The following is a 21,703-nucleotide window of genomic DNA, read 5'->3' on the forward strand; positions in this document are numbered from 1 at the left end:
CCCGGTCTCTTCATCCCCACCATAGGGGCGTGTGCAAACGTTTGCCAAATCTTTCTTGGCAAACGTTTGCACACGCCCTACACAGATAATGCACCGAGTCGGCATACCCGACCTGTTGGGGAGTGATGAAATGAAAGCATTTACAATCCTGCTGGCCACGTCCGCGCTGTTCGCGCCCGCGCAGGCACTGGCGCAAACGGCTGCGACGGACGATCAATCGCCGTCGGCCGATAGTTCGGAAATCATCGTCACGGCAGTCGCGCGGGGTCAGAACAAGCTGGACAGCTCCGTATCGGTCAGCTCGCTGAGCGCCGACGCCATTCAGCAGGCGGCCCCACGATCGGTCGCGGAAGTGTTCCGCAACATTCCCGGCATCCGGTCCGAATCGTCAGGCGGCGAAGGCAATGCCAACATCGCGGCGCGCGGCCTTCCCGTCGCGTCGGGCGGCGCCAAATTCCTTCAATTGCAGGAAGACGGCCTGCCGGTACTGGAATATGGCGACATCACCTTCGGCAACGCCGACATCTTCCTGCGCGCCGACTTCAACGTCCAGCGGGTCGAGGCCATTCGCGGCGGCTCGGCGTCCACTTTCGCGTCCAATTCGCCCGGCGGCGTCATCAACCTGCTTTCGAAGACCGGCGAGACCGAGGGCGGCGCGATCCAGGCTTCGACCGGGCTCGACTATAGCGACTACCGGCTTGACGTCGATTATGGCGGCAAGCTGTCGGACGACCTGCTCTTTCACATCGGCGGCTTCTACCGGCAGGGCACGGGACCACGCCAGGCCGGGTATGACGGCAACAAGGGCGGGCAGCTCAAATTCAACATCACCAAGCAGTTCACCGGCGGTTACATCCGGTTCTACGGCAAATATCTGAATGATCGCGCCATCGGCTACCTGCCCAATCCGGTTCGCGTGACGGGCACGAACAGCGATCCCAAATATCGCAACATTCCCGGCTTCAGCATCAACCAGGACACGCTGCATTCACGCTACATCACGCGCAACGTGACGCTGGACGGCAACAACAACCCGGTCGTGAACGACATTCGCGACGGCCAGCATCCCGTGGTCAAGTCGTTCGGGCTGGAAAGCCAGTTCGAGATCGCCGACGGCTGGCAGGTGACCGAGCGCTTCCGCTATTCGGACGTGTCGGGACGTTTCATCTCGAACTTCCCCGCCAATGTCGATTCCGCGACGAGCATCGCCACGGCCATGGGCGGCGCCGGCGCGACCCTCAGCTACGCGAACGGCCCCCGTGCCGGGCAGGCCATCGCCAATCCGTCTGCGCTGAACGGCAACGGTCTCCTCGCCCAGATCGTCGTGTTCGACACCAAGCTCAACAGCCTCAACAATATCACCAACGACATCCGCGTAACGCGCGATTTCGACATGGGCGGCGGTAAGCTAAGCTTCACGGCAGGCTTCTACAAATCGCGGCAGACGATCGATACCGAATGGCTTTGGACGTCGCTGCTGTCCGACGTCGTGGGCGGCGGCAAGGCGGCGCTCGTCAACATAGCGTCCGCCACGGGCCAGCCCGTGACGCAGGACGGCATTTACGGCTATGGCGCCAGCTATTTCGGCGGCTGCTGCCGACGCAGCTATAATGTCGACTATAACACCAATGCGCCGTTCGCCTCGCTGAGCTGGGCGTCGGACAAGCTGACGCTGGATGGCAGCATCCGCTACGACTTCGGAGACGCCAACGGGTCGATCGCGGGCGCGGATCTGGGCGGTGGCCGGATCGGCACGGTGTCGCGTGACATGAACGGGGACGGCGTGATTTCCGACGCAGAAACGCGCGTGTCGGTCATTCCGCTGACCAGCCCGGCGCCAGTGGACTATAATTTCCATTACTGGTCCTATTCGCTGGGCGCGAATTATCGCCTGGCCGATGATCTGGCGATCTTCGCCCGCTACAGCCAGGGCGGGCGCGCCAATGCCGATCGCCTGCTGTTCGGCCCGGCGGTCAGCACCGTCGACGGGCATCTGGTCGATTCCAACGCGGCCGTCGACATGGTCAAGCAGGCCGAAGGCGGTGTCAAATATCGCGCGGGCGGCCTCGCCCTTTACGCGACCGCCTTCTGGGCCCGCACGGAAGAGCAGAATTTCGAAGCCACGACGCAACGGTTCGTCGATCGCAAGTACCGCGCCTATGGCCTGGAACTGGAAGGCAATTACCGGGCAGGTGTCTTCAGCCTGACGGCGGGCGGCACCTGGACCAAGTCCAAGATCGTCAGCGATGCATTGAATCCGGGGGTCGTGGGCAATGTTCCCCGCCGTCAGGCCGAGTTCGTGTTCCAGGCGACGCCGCAGATCGATGTCGGCCCGGTGACGGTCGGCGCCAACGTCATCGGCACGACGTCGAGCTACGCGCAGGATAGCGACCAGTTGAAGCTGCCCGGCTACACGACGGTCAACACGTTCCTGCAATATCGCCCGGTCGATCGGGTGCAGCTGTCGCTGAACGCCAACAACCTGTTCAACGTCAAGGGTTTCACCGAGGCCGAAGAAGGCGCGATCCCGGCGAATGGCATCGTCCGCGCCCGGTCGATCAACGGCCGCACCATCTCTGCCGCTGTCAGGGTGGGCTTCTGAGCGATGACGTCGACGGCGACATCAGACAACGGGGTCTCGGCCAAGGTGGGCAGCCATGGCTTCCACTGGACCGCCGGCCATGTCGCCGCAATCGGCGATGAGAACCGGGCGCCCGTAATCGGGGAATGCGCGCCGGTCCTCCCCGGAATCGACCTGTGGGATCATTGGCCGATCATCGACCGGCAGGGGCGGACAGTTGAATTTCCCGGTGGCCCGCTGGTCATCGCATTGTCAGCGCCGGTCATGCCGGACCCGGAGGCGCGTCACGCCGTGGCCCGCCTTCGGCTGATGCAGAAAAGCGCGCAGGGCTGGCTGGATTTCGGCCATCTTTTACCCGATGATCTCAATCCGGGAAGCAGGGAATGGGCGGGGACGGCCGTGCGGGAAGACGATGCCAGGACGCTTTCGCTCTACTACACCTCCGCAGGGGTTCGCGGAGAACATGAACCGAGCTTTCTCCAGCGGATGCTGCTCACGCGCGGCACGCTCGACCTGTCAGACGCTGGGGCTGGCGTACAGGGTTGGACGAAACCTCAAGACCTGTTTCTGCCCGACGATCGCTTCTATCAATCGGATATGACGGGGGGCGGGGCTGTGGGCACCATCAAGGCGTTCCGCGATCCGTTTCCCGTCATCGATCCGGCGACTGGCGAAGAATATATCCTGTTCAGCGCGTCCAAGCCGGGCTCAACGTCCGACTGGAACGGGCTGATCGGGGTCGCCCGGCGGGAGGGAGGGGTCTGCACGCTCCTTCCCCCGCTGGTCGATGCCGATGGCCTCAACAACGAGCTCGAACGGCCCCATATGGTCCACCATGGCGGACGCTTCTACCTCTTCTGGTCGACTCAGGCCAGGGTCTTCGCGACCGGCGGTCCCAAAGGACCGAACGGCTTGTACGGTGCGGTCAGCGAGAATCTGCTGGGGCCGTGGCGACCGCTCAATGGCACGGGGTTGGTCGTGGCCAATCCGGCCGAAGCCCCGTTTCAGGCTTATAGCTGGCTTGTGCTCGACGATCTGAGTGTCTGGAGCTTTGCCGACCTGGTCGGTCTCGCCGCCCCTCCCCGCGACCAGGCGGAGGCTCGATCCGCGTTCGCCGGATCGCCTGCTCCGGTGCTGCAACTGGCGCTCGACCGCGACAGCAGCAGGATCGTCGCATGACCGGAGATCCCGTCGTCGCGTCGCTCGAACTGGGCGGCACCAAATGCATCGCTTCGCTGACGCAGGGCACGCGCATTCTTCGGCAGGAGCGTATCGCCACCGGCGATCATCCCGAGGCAGTGGTGACGTTCATGGTCGAGACGCTTCAGCGATGGATGACCGACACGCCTTTTGCAGCGATCGGCGTTGCAAGTTTCGGCCCGGTGGGTCTCGATGCCGACCGGGAGGATTTTGGATATATCCTCAGCACGCCAAAGCCGGGCTGGTCCAACTTCAACCTGCTGCGGCACATCAGAGACAGTTTCGATGTACCGATCGGGTTCGACACCGATGTCGGCGGCGCAGCCCTGGCCGAAGGGCTTTGGGGCGCTGCAAAGGGCTGTCGCACCCATGCCTATCTGACCATCGGAACGGGCGTGGGATTGGGATTGGTCGTCGACGGGCGGATTCTTCATGGCGCGTTGCATCCCGAAGCGGGCCATGTGCGGCTCCGCCGGGCGCCGGGGGATGTATTCGAAGGTATCTGCCCTTTCCATGGCGATTGTCTCGAAGGCCTGATCAGCGGCCCCGCGCTTATCAGCCGGGCGGGTGGGCCGGTCGATCAACTCCCTGCGACCGATGCGCTATGGGCACATGTCGCGCATGATCTCGCCGAATTCCTGACCACGCTTCTTCTGATTACATCTGCCGAACGCATCCTTCTCGGCGGAGGTGTCGCGCTCGGACGGCCGATGCTGCTGCCGACCATCCATGCGACGATAGCGGAACGCCTGAACGGCTATCTTCACAAATGCGCGCCGGCCGATTTGCAAAAGCGCATATGCTTCGCGGGACTGGGCCCGGACGCCGGCCCGCTCGGCGGGTCGGCGCTCGCCTTACAGGCGATGCGATCTTGATAAGCTGATCGGCGGACCTTCTCCACCCGAAATGGAAGCATCGACGCTGATCGTCCTGGAGGTTCCAGGATATTGGCGGAGACGGAGGGATTCGAACCCTCGGTAGCCCCTTAAGGCTACGACGGTTTAGCAAACCGCTGGTTTCAGCCACTCACCCACGTCTCCGCGCAAATTTGCCCGCTTGTCGCCAAGCGGGCAGTGGCTAGGTCCGGGGCTATAGCGGGGGCTTTGCGGCATGGCAACGGGCAGCGCGGCGATTTTTCTTGGCCCCTGGCATGCCGCGCGATTCGTTCCGGCGCGGAATCGACTCGCATGGCCGTTCGTTCATTGCCGTTTCAGCTTGGCGGCCGATAATCGGGCCCGTGGCGATTTTTCGAGCGGGTTGCGGGGAGTGTAAGGGCATGGACGGGATTTTCGATCGGCTGGGCCGGCGGATGGGGGGCGCGGTCGCGCTCGCGGCGGGGCTGGCGGGCCTTGCGATCGCCCCCGTGATGGCGCAGGCGCAGGTCCGCACTATCGATCCCAACACCGCGATCGACGCGGATCTCGCCCCGCCCCCGCCCGCCCGCAACGCGCCGACCGATCCCGGCGTCGACCCCAGCGTCGCCACCGACGGCAGCGTCGCGGGCACGAGCCGGCAGGACAGCGCCGTCACGACCGATGGCACCACCGCCACCGGCGCCCCCGTCACCGCCAGCAGCCCCCCGGCCGCCATCGCGCCCGGCGACAGCTACCAGCAGGACGACCTCATCGGCGCGGCCGAGGGTGTTTTCGGCAAGGGCGCGGAGGGGCTCGCCGGCCTCATCGAAAAGGTGCTGAAGGACCAGGGCCGCCCCAACGCCTATATCGCGGGGCGCGAAGCATCGGGCGCGTTCGTCGTCGGCCTGCGCTACGGCTCGGGCACGCTGAACCACAAGGTGGAGGGCAAGCGCGAAGTATATTGGACCGGCCCGTCCATCGGCTTCGATGTCGGCGGCAACGCGGCCAACACGTTCGTCCTCGTCTATAATCTTTACGACACGCAGGATCTCTACCATCGCTTCCCCGCGGCGGAGGGCACCGCCTATCTGGTCGGCGGCTTCACCGCCTCCTATCTGCGCTGGGGCAATGTGGTACTGATCCCCATCCGCCTTGGCGTCGGCTACCGGCTGGGCGTCAATGCGGGTTACATGAAGTTCTCGGAAAAGCGGAACTGGCTGCCCTTTTAGGACCGGAATTGGGGGATCAAAGCGACGCACAACGGCAGCCTTGGATATATCCCAACCGTTCCCGATTGATGCCCTTAGACGAACCTAGTCGAACAGACCGTTCTGCACATCCTGCGGCGGATTAAGGCCGAGATGCTTCCAGCCGGGGCCGTTGAGGCAGCGCCCCCGCGCGGTACGGGCGATGAGGCCAAGTTGGATCAGATAGGGCTCGATCACTTCCTCGATCGTGTCGCGCGCTTCGGACAGGCCGGCGGCGAGCGTTTCCACCCCAACCGGGCCGCCGCGATAAATGTCGGCAATCATCATCAGGTAACGCCGATCCATCAGGTCGAGGCCGAGCTGGTCCACCTCCAGCCGCTGGAGCGCGGCGTCGGCCACCCTGCGATCGACGCTGGGCGCGCCCGCGACATGGGCAAAGTCGCGCACCCGGCGCAGCAGGCGGCCGGCGATGCGGGGGGTGCCGCGCGAGCGGCGGGCGATCTCGATCGCACCATCCGGGGTGATGGGCAGGTCGAGCAGCCGCGCGGCGCGGCGCACCACCAGCTCCAATTCCTCGACCGTATAGAATTGCAGCCGCACCGGGATACCGAAGCGGTCGCGCAGTGGCGTCGTCAACAGCCCCTGCCGCGTTGTCGCGCCGACCAGCGTGAAGCGCGGCAGGTCGATGCGAACCGAGCGGGCGGACGGCCCCTCCCCGATCATCAGATCGAGTGCACGATCCTCCATCGCGGGATAGAGCACTTCCTCCACCGCCGGATTCAACCGGTGAATCTCGTCCACGAACAGCACGTCGCCCTCGTCCAGATTGGTGAGCAGCGCCGCAAGATCGCCCGACTTGGCAATGACGGGACCGGAGGTAGCCCGGAACCCCACGCCCATTTCCTTTGCAACGATCTGCGCGAGCGTCGTCTTGCCCAGGCCCGGCGGCCCGAAGAACAGCACATGGTCGAGCGCATCGCCCCGCGCCTTCGCCGCCTGGATGAAGATACGCAGATTCTCCCGCGCTGCCTGCTGCCCGACAAACTCGTCGAGCGATTTCGGGCGAAGCGCAGCGTCGACGTCCTCGGGACGGCGCGAGGGGGTAAGGAGGCGGTCGTCGTCGCTCACTTCGCCGCCTTCCGCAGCGCCAGCCGCACCAGCGCATCCAGGCTCGCGCCGTCCCCCAGTTCCTCTTCCGCCGCCGCCACCGCGCTGCTTGCCTCACCGGGTTTGAAGCCGAGATTTTGGAGCGCCGAAAGCGCATCGGCGCTCATGCTGCCGGCCGGGACCGCCGCCACGCCGCCCACGCCCACAGGCCCGCCCGCAGGCGTCGCACCGATCTTGTCCTTCAGCTCATTGACGATCCGCTGCGCCAGCTTCGGCCCGACCCCGTTGGCCCGCGCGATCATCGCCTTGTCGCCCATCGCCACGGCGCGGTGCAACTCCAGCGGTTCAAGCGCCGACAGGATGGCGAGCGCCACGCGCGATCCGACGCCCTGCACATGGGTCAGCAGTCGATACCAGTCGCGCTCCTCCGCCCGCGCGAAGCCGACGAGGCGGATCGAATCCTCCGCCACCAACATTTCGGTGTGGATCGTCACCGCTTCCCCCACCGGCCCCAGCGCCGCCAGCGTGCGCGAGGAGGCACCCACCAGATAGCCGACGCCGCCCACATCGATGATGGCGTGGTCGATGCCGGTACTGTCCAGCCGCCCTTTGAGTTTCGCGATCATGCCGTACGCCCCATGGTCATGATCTGTTCTTTACAGCCTCCGCCGCGTCACGCCAGCCAGAAAGCGCGGCACCTTTTGCGCTCCCAAGCGTAGTGCAGCCCGACTTTCCCATTCCAAAGGACGTAACCCATGTTGATGACCAGCGCGCCGCTGCTTGGCCCCAAGGATTTCGAATTTCCCGCGATCACTCTGTCGGGGGTCGTGGACCATGGCATGTATCTCCATTTCCGCAACTGCCTCGGCACCGCGCCACAGCAGGGCTTGGTGGTGGTCGAGATTTCGACGCTGGGCGGCGACCCGGAAATCGCGCGGATGATGGGCGAGGATATCCGATTTCACTCGGACCTCTATCCCGAACGCCGCCTTGTGTTCCTGGGCAAGACGGCGGTCTATTCGGCGGGTGCGACCTTCATGAGCTTCTTCGCGACCGAGAACCGCTATTTGACGCGCGGCACGCGCCTCATGATCCATGAGCGGCTCATTACCAAGGCGATCAACCTGTCAGGCCCGCTCTCCACCTGCATCGCGACGCTCAAGGCCAATCTGCACGAGATCGAAAGCTCGATCGCGATCCAGAATGAGGGGTTCGAGAATCTGATCCTGGGCTCCGACGTCACGATGGACGAACTGCTCCAGAAAGCGCCGGAAAACTGGTATCTGGAAGCCAATGAGGCGCAGGCGCGCGGGCTGATCGCCGCCGTCCTCTAAACCGCTTGCCATCGCAGCGCGACGGGACTTTGATGCGGGGGATGCACGCGTCTCCCATCTTTCCCTGGCGTTACGGCATGTTCCTGGCGCTGCTCGCCGCCATGGCGCCGCTGGCGCTGTGGCTGCCGTGGCACGAAGCGGTGATGGCGGGGTTCGACATCGCCGCCCTTGCCTTCATGGCGTCCGTGGTGCCGCTGATCGACTCCCGCCCGGACGACATGCGACGCAAGGCGGCGGCGAACGACGCCAACCGGGAACTCATGCTGTTGCTGACCGGCGTCGTCTGCCTCGTCATCCTGGTGGCGGTGGGGGTCGCCATGAGCCAGCAGGGCGGCCCCGATGCCGTATCGATCGCGCTGCTGCTGGCGACCTTGCTGATTGCCTGGCTCTTTTCCAACCTCGTCTATGCCATGCATTATGCCCATGGCTATTATCTGCCCGATAGGGCGGGCAAGGATGGCGGCGGGCTCGATTTTCCCAGCGAGCAGGAACCGGGCTATTGGGACTTCCTCTATTTCGCCTTCACCCTGGGCATGACTTTCCAGACGTCGGACGTAGGCATGACCAGCACAGCGATGCGCCGGATCGCGCTGTTCCACTGTTTCGCGGCGTTCCTGTTCAACCTCGGCATCCTCGCCTTCACCATCAACGTGCTGGGCGGGAGTTAGCCATGCTCCCAGCCCAGCCGGTCGGGCAGCGGCACCACCGCGCCGTCGATCACCAGCGTCAGCCCTGACCCCGCCTCCACATGGCCGACCGGGATCGCCCGGACCGGCGGGGTCGACCCACGCGGCAGGGTGAAGAGCAGTTCATAATCATCGCCCGCGCGCGCCGCCGCGATCTGCGTCGCGGTGCTCGCGCCCCTGGCCTTTTCGAGCGCGCGAGACAGCGGGATATGGTCGATGACGGCGGCAAGACCACTCGCCTGCGCCAGCCGCGCGGCATCGATCAGCAGCCCGTCCGACACATCCATCATCGCGGTGACGACCGGCGCAAGCAGCCCCCCTTCGGCAAGGCGCGGGCGCGGCCGGCGATAGGCGTCGACCAACGGCCCGGTCGCACCAGGGTCCGAGCGGAGCAGTTCCAGTCCCACGCCCGCATCGCCAACCGGCCCGGTGAGGTAGAGCCGATCGCCCCCTCGCGCGCCGGTCCGCGCCGGCACCAGCCCGCTCGCCTCACCGATCGCGGTCAGGCTGTAGCTGCGCGCCGAACCCTCGGGCATCTTCACCGTGTCGCCGCCCAGCAGCGGCATCGCATGGCGGTCCAGCGCCTGATTCAGCCCGTCCAGAAAGGCCGCGTCCCAATCCCGGTCACCCGACAGGCTGTAGTTGAGCAGGCAGCCGATCGGTTTCGCCCCCTTGGCCGCTAAATCGGACAGGTTCACCGCCGCCAGCTTCCAGCCGATGTCGGCGGGCGGATCGGCGGGGAGATAATGGACGCCCTCGACGATCGTATCGCTGGTCAGGATGAGCCGCGCCCCGCCCACCGGCAACACGGCGACATCGTCCAGCAGCCCCCGCGCAGCCTCATGCGTCGCCCGTGCGCGCAGGAGGCTCAGGAATTCATATTCGTCCGCCATCGCCCGCCGCTTTAGGGCATGTGGGGCATCAAGACCATGGAGGACGAGGCGACGAGGTTCAGCCGCGCACGTCCTTTGCCACCGCGTCGAGCAGGCCGTTGACGAACCCGGCCTCGCGCCTGTCGTAAAAGGCGTGGGCGACATCGACATATTCGCTGATGACCGTGCCGGTGCCGACATCCTTGCGGGCGAGCAGCTCATAGGTGCCGGCGCGCAAGATCTGCCGCATCGGCTTGTCGAGCCGGTCGAGACTCCAGCCGGCCGAGAGGCGCGCGGCGATCAATGCGTCGATCTCCGCGCGGCGCTTGTCCGTGCCGGTCACGACATCGTCGAAAAATGCCTCCTCCGCCTGGGCGTAGGTCACATCCTCGATGGTCGCACCCAGGCGATGCTGGTGGAATTCGTGGAGCAGGACGGCGAGCGGCGTTCCCTCCATCTCGATCTGATACAGCGCCTGCACCGCGGCAAGGCGCGCGGCGGAGCGGGATTTGGAGCGGTCGTTCATGAGACTAGATAATCCGTTCGGTTCGAGCCTGTCGAGAACCCTGTCCATCCGGTTCTCGACAGGCTCGAACCGAACGAGGTAGGTGTCAGGACAAACGCAACGCCACCGAAGCGGCATGGGCCGGCAAGCCCTCCGCCTCCGCCAGCGCGACGGCGGCGGGGCCGATCGCACCGATCGCCTCGCGCGAGAGGCTGAGGAAACTGGTACGCTTCATGAAGTCCAGCACCGAGAGCCCCGACGAGAAGCGCGCGCGTCGGCCGGTGGGCAGGACATGATTTGGTCCGGCGACATAATCGCCCACCGCTTCGGGCGTCATCCGGCCCAGGAACACCGATCCGGCATGGCGCACCTGCGCGAACAGCGGCTCGGGATCGTCCACCGCCAGCTCCAGATGCTCGGGCGCCAGCCGGTCGACCAGCGGCATCGCCTCGTCCAGATCGCGCACCAGGATGATTGCGCCATTGGCGTCCCAACTGGTCCGCGCAACGACATTAGTGGCAAGCGCCGGTATCTGCCGCGCCACAGCAGCCGCGACCGCATCGGCGAAGGCGACATCGTCGGTGAAGAGGATCGACTGGCTGGTCGGGTCGTGCTCCGACTGGCTCAAGAGGTCGGCGGCGGTCCATTCGGGATCATTCCCCCCATCGGCCACGACCACGATTTCCGACGGGCCCGCCACCATGTCGATGCCAACGACGCCGTAAAGCTGGCGCTTGGCTTCGGCGACCCAGGCGTTGCCGGGGCCGGTGATGACATCGACCGGCCTGATCCGTTCCGTGCCATAGGCGAGCGCCGCCACCGCCTGCGCGCCACCCACGCGCCAGATTTCCTCGATCCCGGCGATCTGCGCGGCGGCGAGAACCAGCGGATTGATCTCGCCATTGGGGGTGGGCGTCACCATGGCGATGCGCGCCACGCCCGCGACCCTGGCGGGGATGACATTCATCAGCACCGAGCTGGGATAGGCCGCCCGCCCGCCCGGCACATAGAGGCCGGCGGCATCCACGGCGCTCCACCGCGCGCCGAGGCGCACCCCCGCCGAATCGACGCCGTCGCTGTCCTGCGGCCTCTGCTTTTCATGATAGGCGGTGATCCGCGCCGCCGCGAGTTCGAGCGCATCGCGGAGGCGCGGGGAGATGCCTTCCAGCGCGGCGCGCGTCTCCGCCGCGGTCACCGCCCAGCCGCTGACATTCAGGTCATGCCGGTCGAACCGCTGCGTATAGTCGGCGAGCGCCGCGTCCCCGCCGGCGCGGACCGCCTTCAGGATGGCGGTCACATCGCGCGACACATCCTCGTCCGCCTCGCGCCGCGCATCGACCAGCGCGGCGAAGGCCGCCATGAAACCGGCGTCGCGGCTGTCCAGCCTAAGCGGCATCCTGCACCCCCACGGCGGCGCGGAACGCCTCGACCAGCGGAGTCAGGTCCGCCGAGCGCATCTTGTAGGCGGCGCGGTTGACAATCAGGCGCGCGGAAATCCGCATGATGACGTCGGTTTCGACAAGGCCGTTGGCCTTGAGCGTCGCGCCCGATGACACGAGATCGACGATCCGCCGCGACAGGCCCAGCGAAGGCGCCAGTTCCATCGCGCCGTTTAGCTTGACGCATTCGGCCTGAAGCCCGCGTGCCTCATAATAGCGGCGGGTGAGGTGGGGATATTTGGTGGCGACGCGGACGTGGCTCATCGCCGCCTGATCCTCGTCCCCCGCATCGATCGGCTCGGCGACGGACAGGCGGCAATGGCCGATGTTCAGGTCAACCGGGGCGTAAAGCTCGGAATAGCCGAACTCCTCGACCACGTCCGATCCCACGATGCCGATCTGCGCCGCGCCATGGGCGACGAAGGTCGCGACGTCGAACGCGCGCACGCGGATGATCGACACGTCGGGTCGGTTGGTGGCGAAGCGGAGCGCGCGGCTCTTCTTGTCGTGAAACTCCGCGTCCGGCTCGATTCCGGCGCGGGCCAGCAGCGGCAGCGCCTCGTCGAGGATGCGTCCCTTGGGGATGGCGAAAGTGATCGGGCGAGTCATGACGCGCGGGACTTAGGCGCAGGGGTGGGAAAGGGCAAGGTTTTGGGGCTTCCTTATCCCCTCCCCTTCAGGGGAGGAGACCAAGGGGTGGGGGCGGGTCGTAATGGGTCGCGTTGAGTTGTTCCGCGCTCCCCCACCCCAACCCCTCCCCTGAAGGGGAGGGGCTTATAAGGTCAGAAACGGACATCGCGTTGGATGAGAAACGCTTCTATCAGTGATTCCAAAGGTTCATCATCATGCAACCAATAGGACTTGACCCCTGTATCAGTATCGAAATGGTAGATATGGCAGCCGTCGTAGCGGCTATAATCCACGCGCCGAAACTTCACGATTTCGCCTACTTGAAATGGTATTTGGGAAGTGGATACAGCAACGGCGCGAAGCACCCTGTAGGAAGCGCCGGTTGTCATAGCGCCCTGTCGGTGATCCCAATCACCCAACATCAAGCCGCCTCGGCCACCGCGCCTTCCGTGCTGGCGATCCAGCCGCCGCCCAACACGCGGTCACCGGAATAGAGGACGGCCGCCTGCCCCGGCGCGACGCCGAACTCAGGCGCATCGAAGATCAGCCTATCGCCCTCCAGCCGCGCGGACACGGGCTTCGCCATCGAGCGCACCTTTGCCGTCAATGGCCCGGTGAAATCGCCGCCCAGCCAGTTGATGTCCGACAGCCCCGCGCCTGACACGGCAAGCGCCGCCTTCGGCCCCACGATCACGCGGCGGCTGCCTGCGTCCAGCCGCACCACGTAAAGCGGCTCCGCCTGCCCGCCGATCGCCAGTCCCCTGCGCTGGCCGACCGTGTAATGGATCATCCCCTTGTGCCGGCCCAGTTCCCGACCATCGACATGCACGATCGCCCCGCCTTCGTCCGCGTCGGGGCGCAGCTTGCGCACAATCTTCGCATAATCGCCGTCGGGGACGAAGCAGATGTCCTGGCTGTCGGGCTTCAACGCCACGGATAGGCCGAGTTCGGCGGCGATTTCGCGCACTTGCGGCTTGGGCAGGCCGCCCAGCGGGAAGCGCAGATAGTCGAGCTGCGCCTGGGTGGTCGCGAACAGAAAATAGCTCTGGTCGCGCGCGGGATCGGCGGCGCGGTGCAATTCCGCCCCGTGCGGCCCCATCACGCGCTGGACATAATGGCCCGTCGCCAGGCAATCCGCGCCCAGATCGCGCGCTATTGCAAACAGGTCGGTGAACTTGACGCCCATGTTGCACTTCACGCACGGGATCGGCGTGCGGCCCGCCATATATTCGTCGGCAAAATCGGCGATCACCGAGTCGCGAAATCGGCTTTCATAGTCGAACACATAATGGGCGATGCCGATACGGTCGGCGACCGCGCGCGCGTCGCGTATGTCCTGGCCCGCGCAGCAGCTGCCCGTCCGTCCCGTCGCCGCGCCATGATCGTAGAGCTGGAGCGTCACGCCGATGACTTCCGCGCCGGTTCGGGCGGCGAGCGCGGCGACGACGCTCGAATCCACACCGCCCGACATGGCGACGACGATACGCCGCGCGGAGAGCGGCTCGGACAACTGGAACTGGGGCTGCATGGCGGCGCATATAGGGCAGCAGCCCCCGGCGTGCAAAGTCGGGCTTATTTCCGTTCGAACAGGGTCTCGTAGAAGCCGTCGGTCTGGACCGTTATGGTGACCGGCACGTCCTCGCGATTCTTCCAATACCAGCCATGGGTGCCGGCGAAGGGTGCGGTGAAGCTGCCCTGCCCGTTCTTTACGTCCTTCTGCTTCCAGTAGTCGGTGAACTCGTCTTCCTTCCCGCCTGTCGGTTCGCCATGCATGTCGGCGCGGACCGGCCCGGTGGCGTTCCAGCGGAAGTTGAAACTGTCGCCCGCCTTCATCCGCGCCTTGACCTCAATGCCCGTGTGCGGCGCGAGCGTGAGGGTTATCTCGTCGCTGCGGAAGGCGGTCGCCCGGGCGATGCTGGCTTGCGTCTGTGCCGGGACAACGTAAGCGGCGGCGGGCGTTTGAGATATGGCCGGCTCGGCAGCCTCCTGCTCGCCTGCCATCTGCGTCAGGCCGATCGCGCGGCCGATGCCGGTCGGGTCGATGCCATATTCGGCCGGCAGCACGAACAGGACGAGGATCGCCGCGCCGCCGGCCAAGGCGGCAACGGCGGCGCGTAGGAGCGTCGCGGGCGACGCCTGATAGGGTGCTGCGGAAACAGGAGCGGTCACAGGCTCTTTTCCATCATGAAACCGGCAAGCTGATAGCCGGTGAGGATGATGCCGGCGCCCATCAGCGCGCTGTTGGCGACGACGACGTTACGGGTGAAGCCGGGCGAGCGCCGCCACAGGCTCATCAGGATCAGAATGACGCTGAGCGCCAGAAACTGCCCCATTTCGACACCGATGTTGAAGCTCACGAGATTGGGAATAAGCCCCTCGCGCGAGGCGATGAGATCCTGGAGCTTGGTTGCGAGGCCAAAGCCGTGGAAGAAGCCGAAGACCAGCACGGCGGCGCTCTGGTTGGGCTGAAAACCCAGCAGGGTTGGAAACGCGCCGAGATTGTCGAGCGCCTTGTAGATAACCGACAGACCGATGATCGCGTCGATCAGGAAGGGGTTGGCGTGGATGTTGAAGAACACGCCGGCCAGCAATGTCGTGCTGTGGCCGAGCGCGAACAGGGTCACATAGGCACCGACATCCTTAAGCCGGTAGAGGAAGAAGATGACGCCGAACAGGAACAGCAGATGGTCGTATCCGGTCACCATATGCTTGGCACCCAGATAGATATAGGGGACGATGTTGACGCCGGGATTGTTCTGGATGAACGCCTTGTCCCCCTCCGCCACGCCATGCGCGGCGGCGGGATCGAGCAGGCCCGCCGTCAACGCGACACCGGCGAGGGCCAGAAAAGCGACGCGCGCGCCTTTCATTTGATGGCGAAGGTCGCCGTCTGGCGCGCTTGCGTCTGCTTGTTGATTACCAGCACGCCGACCCGCGCGCCGGCAGGAATCTTCGCGCCCTTGGCGACGAACTGGTTGCCCTTGGCCGCGACCAGCGGAAATTCGGTCTTGGTCGTGCCGGCGGTAACGATCAGCTTGCCGGTCATCGATGCAGCGGGCACCTCGTCGCCATCCTCCATGATGTAGAGCGATGCGCCGCCCGGCGCGCGGACCAGCTCGAACACGGTATCGCCGACTTCGGCGACCTGGCCGCCATGGCGCGGCTTGTCGTCGCCATGAGCGAAAGCGGGGACGGCAAGCAGGGCGAGCGCCGAGGCGATGGCGAAAGACTGGAACTTCATGGTGGGTTCTCCCGGCGGGATCATTCGGGCTTGTGGGCCAGCGTGAAGGCGAGCGTCGCTGTGTGCTCGTAGCGATCGGTCCTGGCGGGATTGTCGCTGGGCGTGACGAGCACGGCGCGAATGACATTCAGCCCCTGGTTGCGGACCGGGAGCGTCACGGTGCCGTCTGCTTTGGTCTTGACCTCGATCGCGTCGGGATCATTGACCATGTCGTTGATCACCCCGGCCTCTGCCACCGGCTTGCCCATCCATGTCACGCGATAGGTCAGCGGCTCACCAAGCTTTTCGGGAATTTTGCCAACCGGCGAGATTTGCAGCGCCTGCGCGGGTATCAGCGGCATCGGCTTTGTCAGCGCGCCCTGGATCGTCACCGCATATTTGATCGTCGTCTCGGTCTTGGTCGAAGTCGGCAGCTCCTCCCGCGTCTTCTTGACGATCTCGCCGTCGGGCGCCCAGGACCAGGTGCCGTTCTGGAGGACGGCGCTGACGATGGCCGGCGGCTCATCGGTATCGACCACGACCAGCGAACCATTGGTGCGAAGCTGCGCCTTGATCGGGTTGAGGTCGGCGTCCCATGCCTGGACGCTTTCCATGTTGGGCTGGCGCTTGACCGCTTCCAGATCGTCGGCGCCGACGCCGTAGATGACGGCCAGTTGCTTGGCGCGCTGCGCGAACCAGATGCCGTGCGCGCTGGCGATATTGGGGGCGACGGCGGGAACCAGAAGGGCGGCGCTTAGGGTGGCCGGCCAGGCAAGGGACTTGAACTTCGCCACGCGATTTCTCCACTGCTGTTGTGCGGTCGAGCCTATGCTTCGGGATCGGCAGGATTCACCTATTCGGGGCCGACCTTGGCAGGATACGCCGTTTGCGGGGGCTGGCGAAGCAGGTGCTACACGCGCCCTTCAGCGGGTCAGTTCCGCTTCGTCGCGGTGACACAATATGGCGTTGCCCGGCGACATCGAGCGGAGAGGCGGCGCGATGCTGTCGCACAGACCAGGCACCGCCACGGGGCAGCGTGGCAGGAACCGGCATAGGTCCGGTCGTGCGTCCAGATGGGCGAAGGGCGCGGCGGCGCGCGCGCTTTCATCGGCCAGCCAGTCGGTCCGCATTTCGGGAACGGAGGAGATGAGCAGGTCGGTATAAGGGTGGAAGGGCGCTGCGGCATAACTGTCGCAGCTGCCGCTTTCGACGCGCGTGCCCTTGTAAAGCACGACGATGTCGTCGCACAGCGCCTTTACCGTCGCGATGTCGTGGCTGATGAACAGATAGGCGACGCCAAGATCGCGCCGCAGCTCCGCCAACAGGTCGAGGATCGCGCCGCGCACCACCGTATCGAGCGCGGAGGTCACTTCGTCGCACAGGATGATATCGGGATCGGCCGCCAGCGCGCGCGCCAGATTGACGCGCTGCTTCTGCCCGCCCGACAGTTCGGCGCAACGGCGATCGGCGACGCTGGCCGGCAGGCGGATGAGGTCCAGCAGTTGCGCCACGCGCCGCGCCGCGTCCGGCCCGCGCAGCCCATGGTAGAATCGCAGCACGCGCCCCAGTATCTCGCCGACGCTGTGCGCGGGATTGAGCGCGACATCGGCATTCTGGAACACGATCTGGACGCGGCGGAGTTGCTCGCGGCTGCGGCCCGAAACGGTGGGCGCGAGCGGCGCGCCGTCGAGCAGGACCGTTCCGGCCGTCGGCGCAAGCAAGCCCGCGACGACCCGCGCGACAGTGGACTTGCCCGATCCCGATTCGCCGATGACCCCGACCGCAGCGCCCCGCCCGATCGTGAGGCTCACGTCGCTCAGCACCGGATTGGCGGGGCGTCCAGCCTTGTCCACCGGCCCATAGCCGGCGAACACGCCCTCGACCGAAAGCAGCGGATCGGCAGCGCGCGCGGGCGCGGCGCGGGCCGCGACGACCGGGTGCGCGGCGGCCATCAGCATCCTCGTATAATCGTCGGCCGGCGCGTCCAATATTGCGTGAACGCCATTCTGCTCACGCACCTGCCCGCGATTGAGCACCAGGATATGATCCGCCATCTGCGCCACGACGGCAAGGTCGTGGGAAACATAGACCCCTGTCGCCCCTTCCATTCGCACCACCTTGCGGAAGGCTTGCAGCACCTCGACCTGGGTCGTCACGTCGAGCGCGGTGGTCGGCTCGTCGAAGATGACGAGATCGGGCTTGGTAATGAGCGCCATCGCCGCCATCAGCCGCTGGAGCTGGCCGCCCGACAGTTCGTGCGGATAGCGGCTGCCGATCGTTTCGGGCTCCGGCAGGGCGAGCGCGCGGAACAGATCGATCGCGCGGCCGCGCGCGGCGGCAGGGGTAGCGGTGCGGTGGATCAGCGCCGGCTCGATCACCTGGTCGATGACCCGGCGCGAGGGGTTGAAGGCAGCAGCCGCGCTCTGCGCCACATAGGTGATGCGATGCCCGCGCTGCGCGGCGAGCGATGCGCCGCCCTGCCCGTCCAGCCGGGCGTCCCCGACGCGAATGTCGCCGCCGATCACCGCCCCGCCGCGGCCATAGCCCATCAGCGACAGGGCGATGGTCGTCTTGCCGGACCCCGATTCACCGATCAGCGCCAGCACCTGCCCGCGCGCGATGCTGAACGAGACATCGTCAACGATGCGGAGCGGCGTGCCGTCCGGTCGCCGGACGGTGACGCTGAGGCCGTGCACGTCGACATGCGGTGCCGCGCTCATTTGACGACCCCTTGGGTTGCGGCGTCGATCAGCAGGTTGACGCCCACCGTCAGGCTGGCGATCGCGATGGCCGGCGCCAGGATCGCGAGCGCGCCTTCGGCCAGGCCCGACACATTTTCGCGCACCAGCGACCCCAAGTCAGCGTCGGGGGGCTGGAGGCCGAGGCCCAGGAAGCTGAGGCCCGAGAGCAGCAGCACGATGAAGACGAACCGCAGGCCGATGTCGGCGAACAGCGGTCGGATCATGTTCGGCAGTATTTCGACGAGGGCGATGTGCAGCCGCCCTTCCCCCCGCGCGCGCGCCACCTCGACATAATCGAGCCGCGCTAGGCCCACCGCCAGCGACCGGGCGATGCGGAAATTGCCGGGGACGTAGGTGATCGCGACGATCAAAGTCAGCAACAGCAGGGAAGAACCAAAGGCGGCGACCAGCACCAGCGCGAAAATCTTGGAAGGAATGGAAATGAGCGTGTCCATGCCACGCGCCAGCAGTTCGTCGAGCCAGCGCGGACCGACCGAAGCGGTGAGCGCAAGGCCCGTGCCGATCGACGCGGCAATAGCGACGGCAACGGCGGAGAGGCCGACGGTGAACTGCGCCCCGACCAGCAGCCGGCTCAGCACATCGCGGCCAAGAAAATCGCTGCCGAACCAGAAGCGACCGCTCGCGCCGGCGAACACCTCTTCGCTCACGAACGCGCCGGGCGGATAGGGCGCGAGAAACGGTCCCGCAACGGCCGCGACGATCCAGAAGCAGACCAGCGCCAGGCCGATCTTGCCCGACAGGGGCAGCGCGCCCGCGCGGCGAAGGAGACCCCGGCGCTTCATCCCTGGCGCAACCTGGGATTGGCGAGGATCGCGACGGTATCGGCGATCAGCACCAGGAGGAGGTAGGCGGCGCAGAAGATCATGGCGCAGGCCTGAAGCAACGGCATATCGCGCGAGGTGACGGCGTTCACCATCAGGCTGGCGAGGCCGGGATAGCTGAAGATCGTTTCCACGATGATCGCGCCTCCGAAAAGATAGGACAGGCTGAGCGCCATGGCGTTGACGATGGGGCCGACCGCATTGGGCAGGACATGGCGGAAGATGAGGCGGATCGGCGCGACGCCCTTCAGCCGCGCCATTTCGACATAGGGGCGGTCGAGTTCGGCGATGATGGCGGCGCGGATCATGCGGCCCAGTTGCGCGATCACGCCCACCGCCAGCACCATCACCGGCATGGCGTAGGCGCGCAGAAACTCGCCGGGCGTCGGGTTTTCCGGGATCAGCGCGATCGAGGGCAGCCAGAGCAGCTTCACCGACAGGATCAGCACCGCGATCGTCGCAACCAGAAATTCGGGCAGCGCGACCATCGACAGGGTGAGGATATTGAGCGCGCGATCGAGCCTCTGCCCGCGCGCGACCGCCGAAGCGATGCCGATCAGGAAGGCAAAGGGCACCGATAGCAGAGCGGCGAGTGCAGCGAGGGTCAGCGTGTTGGGCAGGCGCTCGGAGATGATCTCCGCCACCGGCTGGTTAGCGACGAGCGACTGGCCCGGATCGCCGGTGACGATCCCCTGAAGCCAGCGCGCGTAGCGGACCGGACCAGGCTGATCGAGGCCCATGTCGTGGCGCAGTGCCGCCACCTGCTCGGGCGTGGCGCTTTGCCCCAGCACTTCCTGCGCGGCGTCGCCCGGCAGCAGCCCGCTGATCGTGAAGATGACAAGCGATACCAGAAACAGGGTGAGGACGGCGAGCCCGATGCGCTGGATGATGAGCCGCAGTGGCCCCTGCCAGCGGGATGCGGCCGGCGCGCCGCTCATGCGTCCCACCATACATGGTCGCCGAACGTATAGGCCATGAAGCCGCCGAGCGGGATGGGGAATATGCCTTTGAGGCGCCTGTCGAACCCGTCCATCAGGCTCTGGAATACGGGGATGCCGACGCCGCCGTGGCTGTGCACGATCCACTGCATTTCGCCATAGATCGTCTTGCGATGCGCTTCGTCGGTGGATCGGCGCGCCTCCAGCAGCAGCCGGTCGAAGCGCGGATTGTTCCAGCCCGATTCGTTCGACAGCGCCTTGGACTGGAAGAAGAGGCTGAACATCATATCGACTGTGGGGCGCGGATTGACGTTGCCGAAGGTCAGCGGATGCTTCATCCAGTGCGACGCCCAATAGCCGTCGCTCGGCACCCGGTTGATGGCGAGATGCAGCCCGATGCGCGCGGCATGTTCCTGAAGCACCGAGCCCATGTCGACGGACCCGTTGGCGGCCGGCGACACATAGACCGGCAGGCGCGTACCCAGCAGCCCCGATCGCTTCAGCAGGAAGCGGGCGCGATCGGGATCGAACGGGCGCTGCGGGATGTCGGCGTTGTAATAGGGGCTGAAGGGCGGCACCGGATGATCGTTGGCGATCGTCGCATAGCCGCGGAATAGGGCGCGCTTGATGAGCTCGCGGTCCAGCAGATATTTCATCGCCAGCACGAAATCGGGATGGCCCGTGACCGGATTGTCCTGCCGCATGACGAGATCGGTGAACAGGCCCGACTTGGTTTCCATGAAGGCGTGGCCGGGCGAGGCGCGCAGGCGCTTGACCGATCCGGGGCTGACCGCGTTGATCATCTGCACGTCGCCGGACAGCAGCGCGTTGACCCGCGAAATCTCGTCGGGGATGGCGATCACCTCTATCTCGTCGAGATAAGGGCGGCCGGGTTTCCAGTAATTGGGATTGCGCCGCACGATGGTGCGAATGCCTGGCGCGAAGGCGCGGCAGATATAGGGGCCGGTGCCGTTCGCCACGCTGAAATCGCGGCGGCCATTTTCGACGATCAGGAAATGGGGCTGGGCCAGAATGACGGGCAGATCGGGATTTGGGCCGGTCAGCCGCAGTTGCAGGTCGAGCGGGCCGGTCTTGCGGGCGCTTGCGAATTGTTCGGCGACGGCCAGCGCCTTGGAGCCGGTGGCGGGATCGCGGTGGCGCATCAGCGAATAGACGACATCGTCCGCCGTCAGCGGTTTGCCGTTATGGAAATGCACGCCTTTGCGCAGGCGGATATGCCAGACGATATTGTCGCGCGTCTCGATTCGTTCGGCGAGGCCCGGTAGCGCACGAAGCTGGCCGTCATATTGGGTGAGGCCGCTGTAGATCAGGTACAGCCGCATATAGTCGGTCGACAGGTTTCCCTTCGCCGGATCGAGCGTGTCGGCGGTGGAGGCGGCGATGCTGGCGACGCGGATGCGCCCGCCCACTTTGGGCCGGCCGGTCGCCGCGCGCGCGCCGCCCACGGCCACCACCGCAGCCAGTCCCCCCAGCAACGTCCGCCGGGACAGATCGGTGGAGATGAGGTTCGCCACGGGCCTGTCCA

Annotated in this window: 22 protein-coding genes and 1 tRNA gene; 6 read left to right on the top strand and 17 right to left on the bottom strand. The window is 65.8% G+C overall.

Annotated features, from left to right (window positions below):
- Nucleotides 1-130 precede the first annotated feature (130 nt).
- Genes ACETPF_RS13790 through ACETPF_RS13800 form a run of 3 tightly spaced genes read left to right on the top strand, consistent with a single transcriptional unit; the run spans nt 131 to nt 4,656 of the window.
- Entirely contained in the window at nt 131-2,602 is a 2,472-nt protein-coding gene (locus ACETPF_RS13790) for a TonB-dependent receptor domain-containing protein (RefSeq protein ID WP_373935089.1), read from the top strand.
- Nucleotides 2,603-2,605: 3 nt separating this feature from the next.
- On the top strand, nt 2,606-3,760 hold the full coding sequence (locus ACETPF_RS13795) for a glycoside hydrolase family 68 protein (RefSeq protein ID WP_373935090.1): 1,155 nt from the start codon (nt 2,606-2,608) through the stop codon (nt 3,758-3,760).
- On the top strand, nt 3,757-4,656 hold the full coding sequence (locus tag ACETPF_RS13800) for an ROK family protein (RefSeq protein ID WP_373935091.1): 900 nt from the start codon (nt 3,757-3,759) through the stop codon (nt 4,654-4,656). Before ACETPF_RS13795 ends, ACETPF_RS13800 begins: the two co-directional genes overlap by 4 nt.
- A gap of 73 nt (nt 4,657-4,729) precedes the next feature.
- Here ACETPF_RS13800 and ACETPF_RS13805 read toward each other — a convergent pair.
- A tRNA-Ser gene (locus tag ACETPF_RS13805) sits at nt 4,730-4,821 on the bottom strand.
- A gap of 236 nt (nt 4,822-5,057) precedes the next feature.
- Between ACETPF_RS13805 and ACETPF_RS13810 the strand changes: the two genes are divergently transcribed.
- Complete coding sequence (locus tag ACETPF_RS13810) at nt 5,058-5,864, top strand: DUF1134 domain-containing protein (protein ID WP_373935092.1); 807 nt, start codon at nt 5,058-5,060, stop codon at nt 5,862-5,864.
- 84 nt (nt 5,865-5,948) lie between these two features.
- Here ACETPF_RS13810 and ruvB read toward each other — a convergent pair whose 3' ends face one another.
- Both ruvB and ruvA read right to left on the bottom strand, forming a co-directional pair.
- Nucleotides 5,949-6,971 (bottom strand): Holliday junction branch migration DNA helicase RuvB, encoded by a 1,023-nt coding sequence (ruvB, locus tag ACETPF_RS13815; RefSeq protein WP_373935093.1) that lies wholly within the window; start codon nt 6,969-6,971, stop codon nt 5,949-5,951.
- Entirely contained in the window at nt 6,968-7,576 is a 609-nt protein-coding gene (gene ruvA / locus ACETPF_RS13820; RefSeq protein ID WP_373935094.1) for a Holliday junction branch migration protein RuvA, read from the bottom strand. Before ruvA ends, ruvB begins: the two co-directional genes overlap by 4 nt.
- A gap of 129 nt (nt 7,577-7,705) precedes the next feature.
- Here ruvA and ACETPF_RS13825 point away from each other — a divergent pair, with 129 nt between their 5' ends.
- Nucleotides 7,706-8,284 (top strand): peptidase S14, encoded by a 579-nt coding sequence (locus ACETPF_RS13825; protein ID WP_373935095.1) that lies wholly within the window; start codon nt 7,706-7,708, stop codon nt 8,282-8,284.
- Between the two features lie 41 nt (nt 8,285-8,325).
- Complete coding sequence (locus tag ACETPF_RS13830; RefSeq protein WP_373935096.1) at nt 8,326-8,952, top strand: DUF1345 domain-containing protein; 627 nt, start codon at nt 8,326-8,328, stop codon at nt 8,950-8,952.
- On the opposite strand, the gene thiL is transcribed toward ACETPF_RS13830, so the two are convergent.
- The 14 genes from thiL to ACETPF_RS13900 all read right to left on the bottom strand — a co-directional run bounded on the left by thiL (nt 8,949) and on the right by ACETPF_RS13900 (nt 21,692).
- Nucleotides 8,949-9,863 carry a thiamine-phosphate kinase gene (gene thiL / locus ACETPF_RS13835; RefSeq protein ID WP_373935097.1) on the bottom strand — a complete coding sequence of 305 codons (915 nt, stop codon included), beginning with the start codon at nt 9,861-9,863 and terminating at the stop codon, nt 8,949-8,951. The genes ACETPF_RS13830 and thiL overlap by 4 nt on opposite strands.
- 58 nt (nt 9,864-9,921) lie before the next feature.
- Nucleotides 9,922-10,368, bottom strand: a complete 447-nt coding sequence (gene nusB, locus ACETPF_RS13840; protein ID WP_373935098.1) for a transcription antitermination factor NusB — start codon at nt 10,366-10,368, stop codon at nt 9,922-9,924.
- Nucleotides 10,369-10,453: 85 nt separating this feature from the next.
- Nucleotides 10,454-11,743 (bottom strand): histidinol dehydrogenase, encoded by a 1,290-nt coding sequence (gene hisD, locus ACETPF_RS13845; protein WP_373935099.1) that lies wholly within the window; start codon nt 11,741-11,743, stop codon nt 10,454-10,456.
- Nucleotides 11,733-12,395 (bottom strand): ATP phosphoribosyltransferase, encoded by a 663-nt coding sequence (gene hisG, locus ACETPF_RS13850; RefSeq protein WP_373935100.1) that lies wholly within the window; start codon nt 12,393-12,395, stop codon nt 11,733-11,735. Before hisG ends, hisD begins: the two co-directional genes overlap by 11 nt.
- 173 nt (nt 12,396-12,568) lie before the next feature.
- Entirely contained in the window at nt 12,569-12,805 is a 237-nt protein-coding gene (locus ACETPF_RS13855) for a hypothetical protein (protein ID WP_373935101.1), read from the bottom strand.
- Between the two features lie 32 nt (nt 12,806-12,837).
- Nucleotides 12,838-13,944, bottom strand: coding sequence for a tRNA 2-thiouridine(34) synthase MnmA (gene mnmA / locus ACETPF_RS13860; protein WP_373935102.1), 1,107 nt, complete (start codon nt 13,942-13,944; stop codon nt 12,838-12,840).
- 44 nt (nt 13,945-13,988) lie between these two features.
- On the bottom strand, nt 13,989-14,585 hold the full coding sequence (locus tag ACETPF_RS13865) for a hypothetical protein (RefSeq protein ID WP_373935103.1): 597 nt from the start codon (nt 14,583-14,585) through the stop codon (nt 13,989-13,991).
- The gene (locus tag ACETPF_RS13870) at nt 14,582-15,286 is read right to left on the bottom strand and encodes a HupE/UreJ family protein (protein ID WP_373935104.1); all 705 of its coding nucleotides are present in this window, start codon (nt 15,284-15,286) and stop codon (nt 14,582-14,584) included. Before ACETPF_RS13870 ends, ACETPF_RS13865 begins: the two co-directional genes overlap by 4 nt.
- Complete coding sequence (locus ACETPF_RS13875; protein WP_373935105.1) at nt 15,283-15,657, bottom strand: hypothetical protein; 375 nt, start codon at nt 15,655-15,657, stop codon at nt 15,283-15,285. Before ACETPF_RS13875 ends, ACETPF_RS13870 begins: the two co-directional genes overlap by 4 nt.
- 20 nt (nt 15,658-15,677) lie before the next feature.
- Nucleotides 15,678-16,430 carry a DUF4198 domain-containing protein gene (locus ACETPF_RS13880; protein WP_373935106.1) on the bottom strand — a complete coding sequence of 251 codons (753 nt, stop codon included), beginning with the start codon at nt 16,428-16,430 and terminating at the stop codon, nt 15,678-15,680.
- A gap of 129 nt (nt 16,431-16,559) precedes the next feature.
- On the bottom strand, nt 16,560-18,356 hold the full coding sequence (locus ACETPF_RS13885) for an ABC transporter ATP-binding protein (RefSeq protein WP_373935107.1): 1,797 nt from the start codon (nt 18,354-18,356) through the stop codon (nt 16,560-16,562).
- Nucleotides 18,353-19,180 carry an ABC transporter permease gene (locus ACETPF_RS13890; RefSeq protein WP_373935108.1) on the bottom strand — a complete coding sequence of 276 codons (828 nt, stop codon included), beginning with the start codon at nt 19,178-19,180 and terminating at the stop codon, nt 18,353-18,355. Before ACETPF_RS13890 ends, ACETPF_RS13885 begins: the two co-directional genes overlap by 4 nt.
- Nucleotides 19,177-20,169, bottom strand: coding sequence for an ABC transporter permease (locus tag ACETPF_RS13895; RefSeq protein ID WP_373935109.1), 993 nt, complete (start codon nt 20,167-20,169; stop codon nt 19,177-19,179). The genes ACETPF_RS13890 and ACETPF_RS13895 overlap by 4 nt, the downstream gene beginning before the upstream one ends.
- A complete protein-coding gene (locus ACETPF_RS13900; RefSeq protein ID WP_373935110.1) occupies nt 20,154-21,692 on the bottom strand; it encodes an ABC transporter substrate-binding protein in 1,539 nt (512 codons plus the stop codon). Before ACETPF_RS13900 ends, ACETPF_RS13895 begins: the two co-directional genes overlap by 16 nt.
- Between the last annotated feature and the right edge of the window lie 11 nt (nt 21,693-21,703).

Origin of the sequence: Sphingobium agrisoli (assembly GCF_041877245.1) — a bacterium.
Lineage (GTDB): Bacteria > Pseudomonadota > Alphaproteobacteria > Sphingomonadales > Sphingomonadaceae > Sphingobium.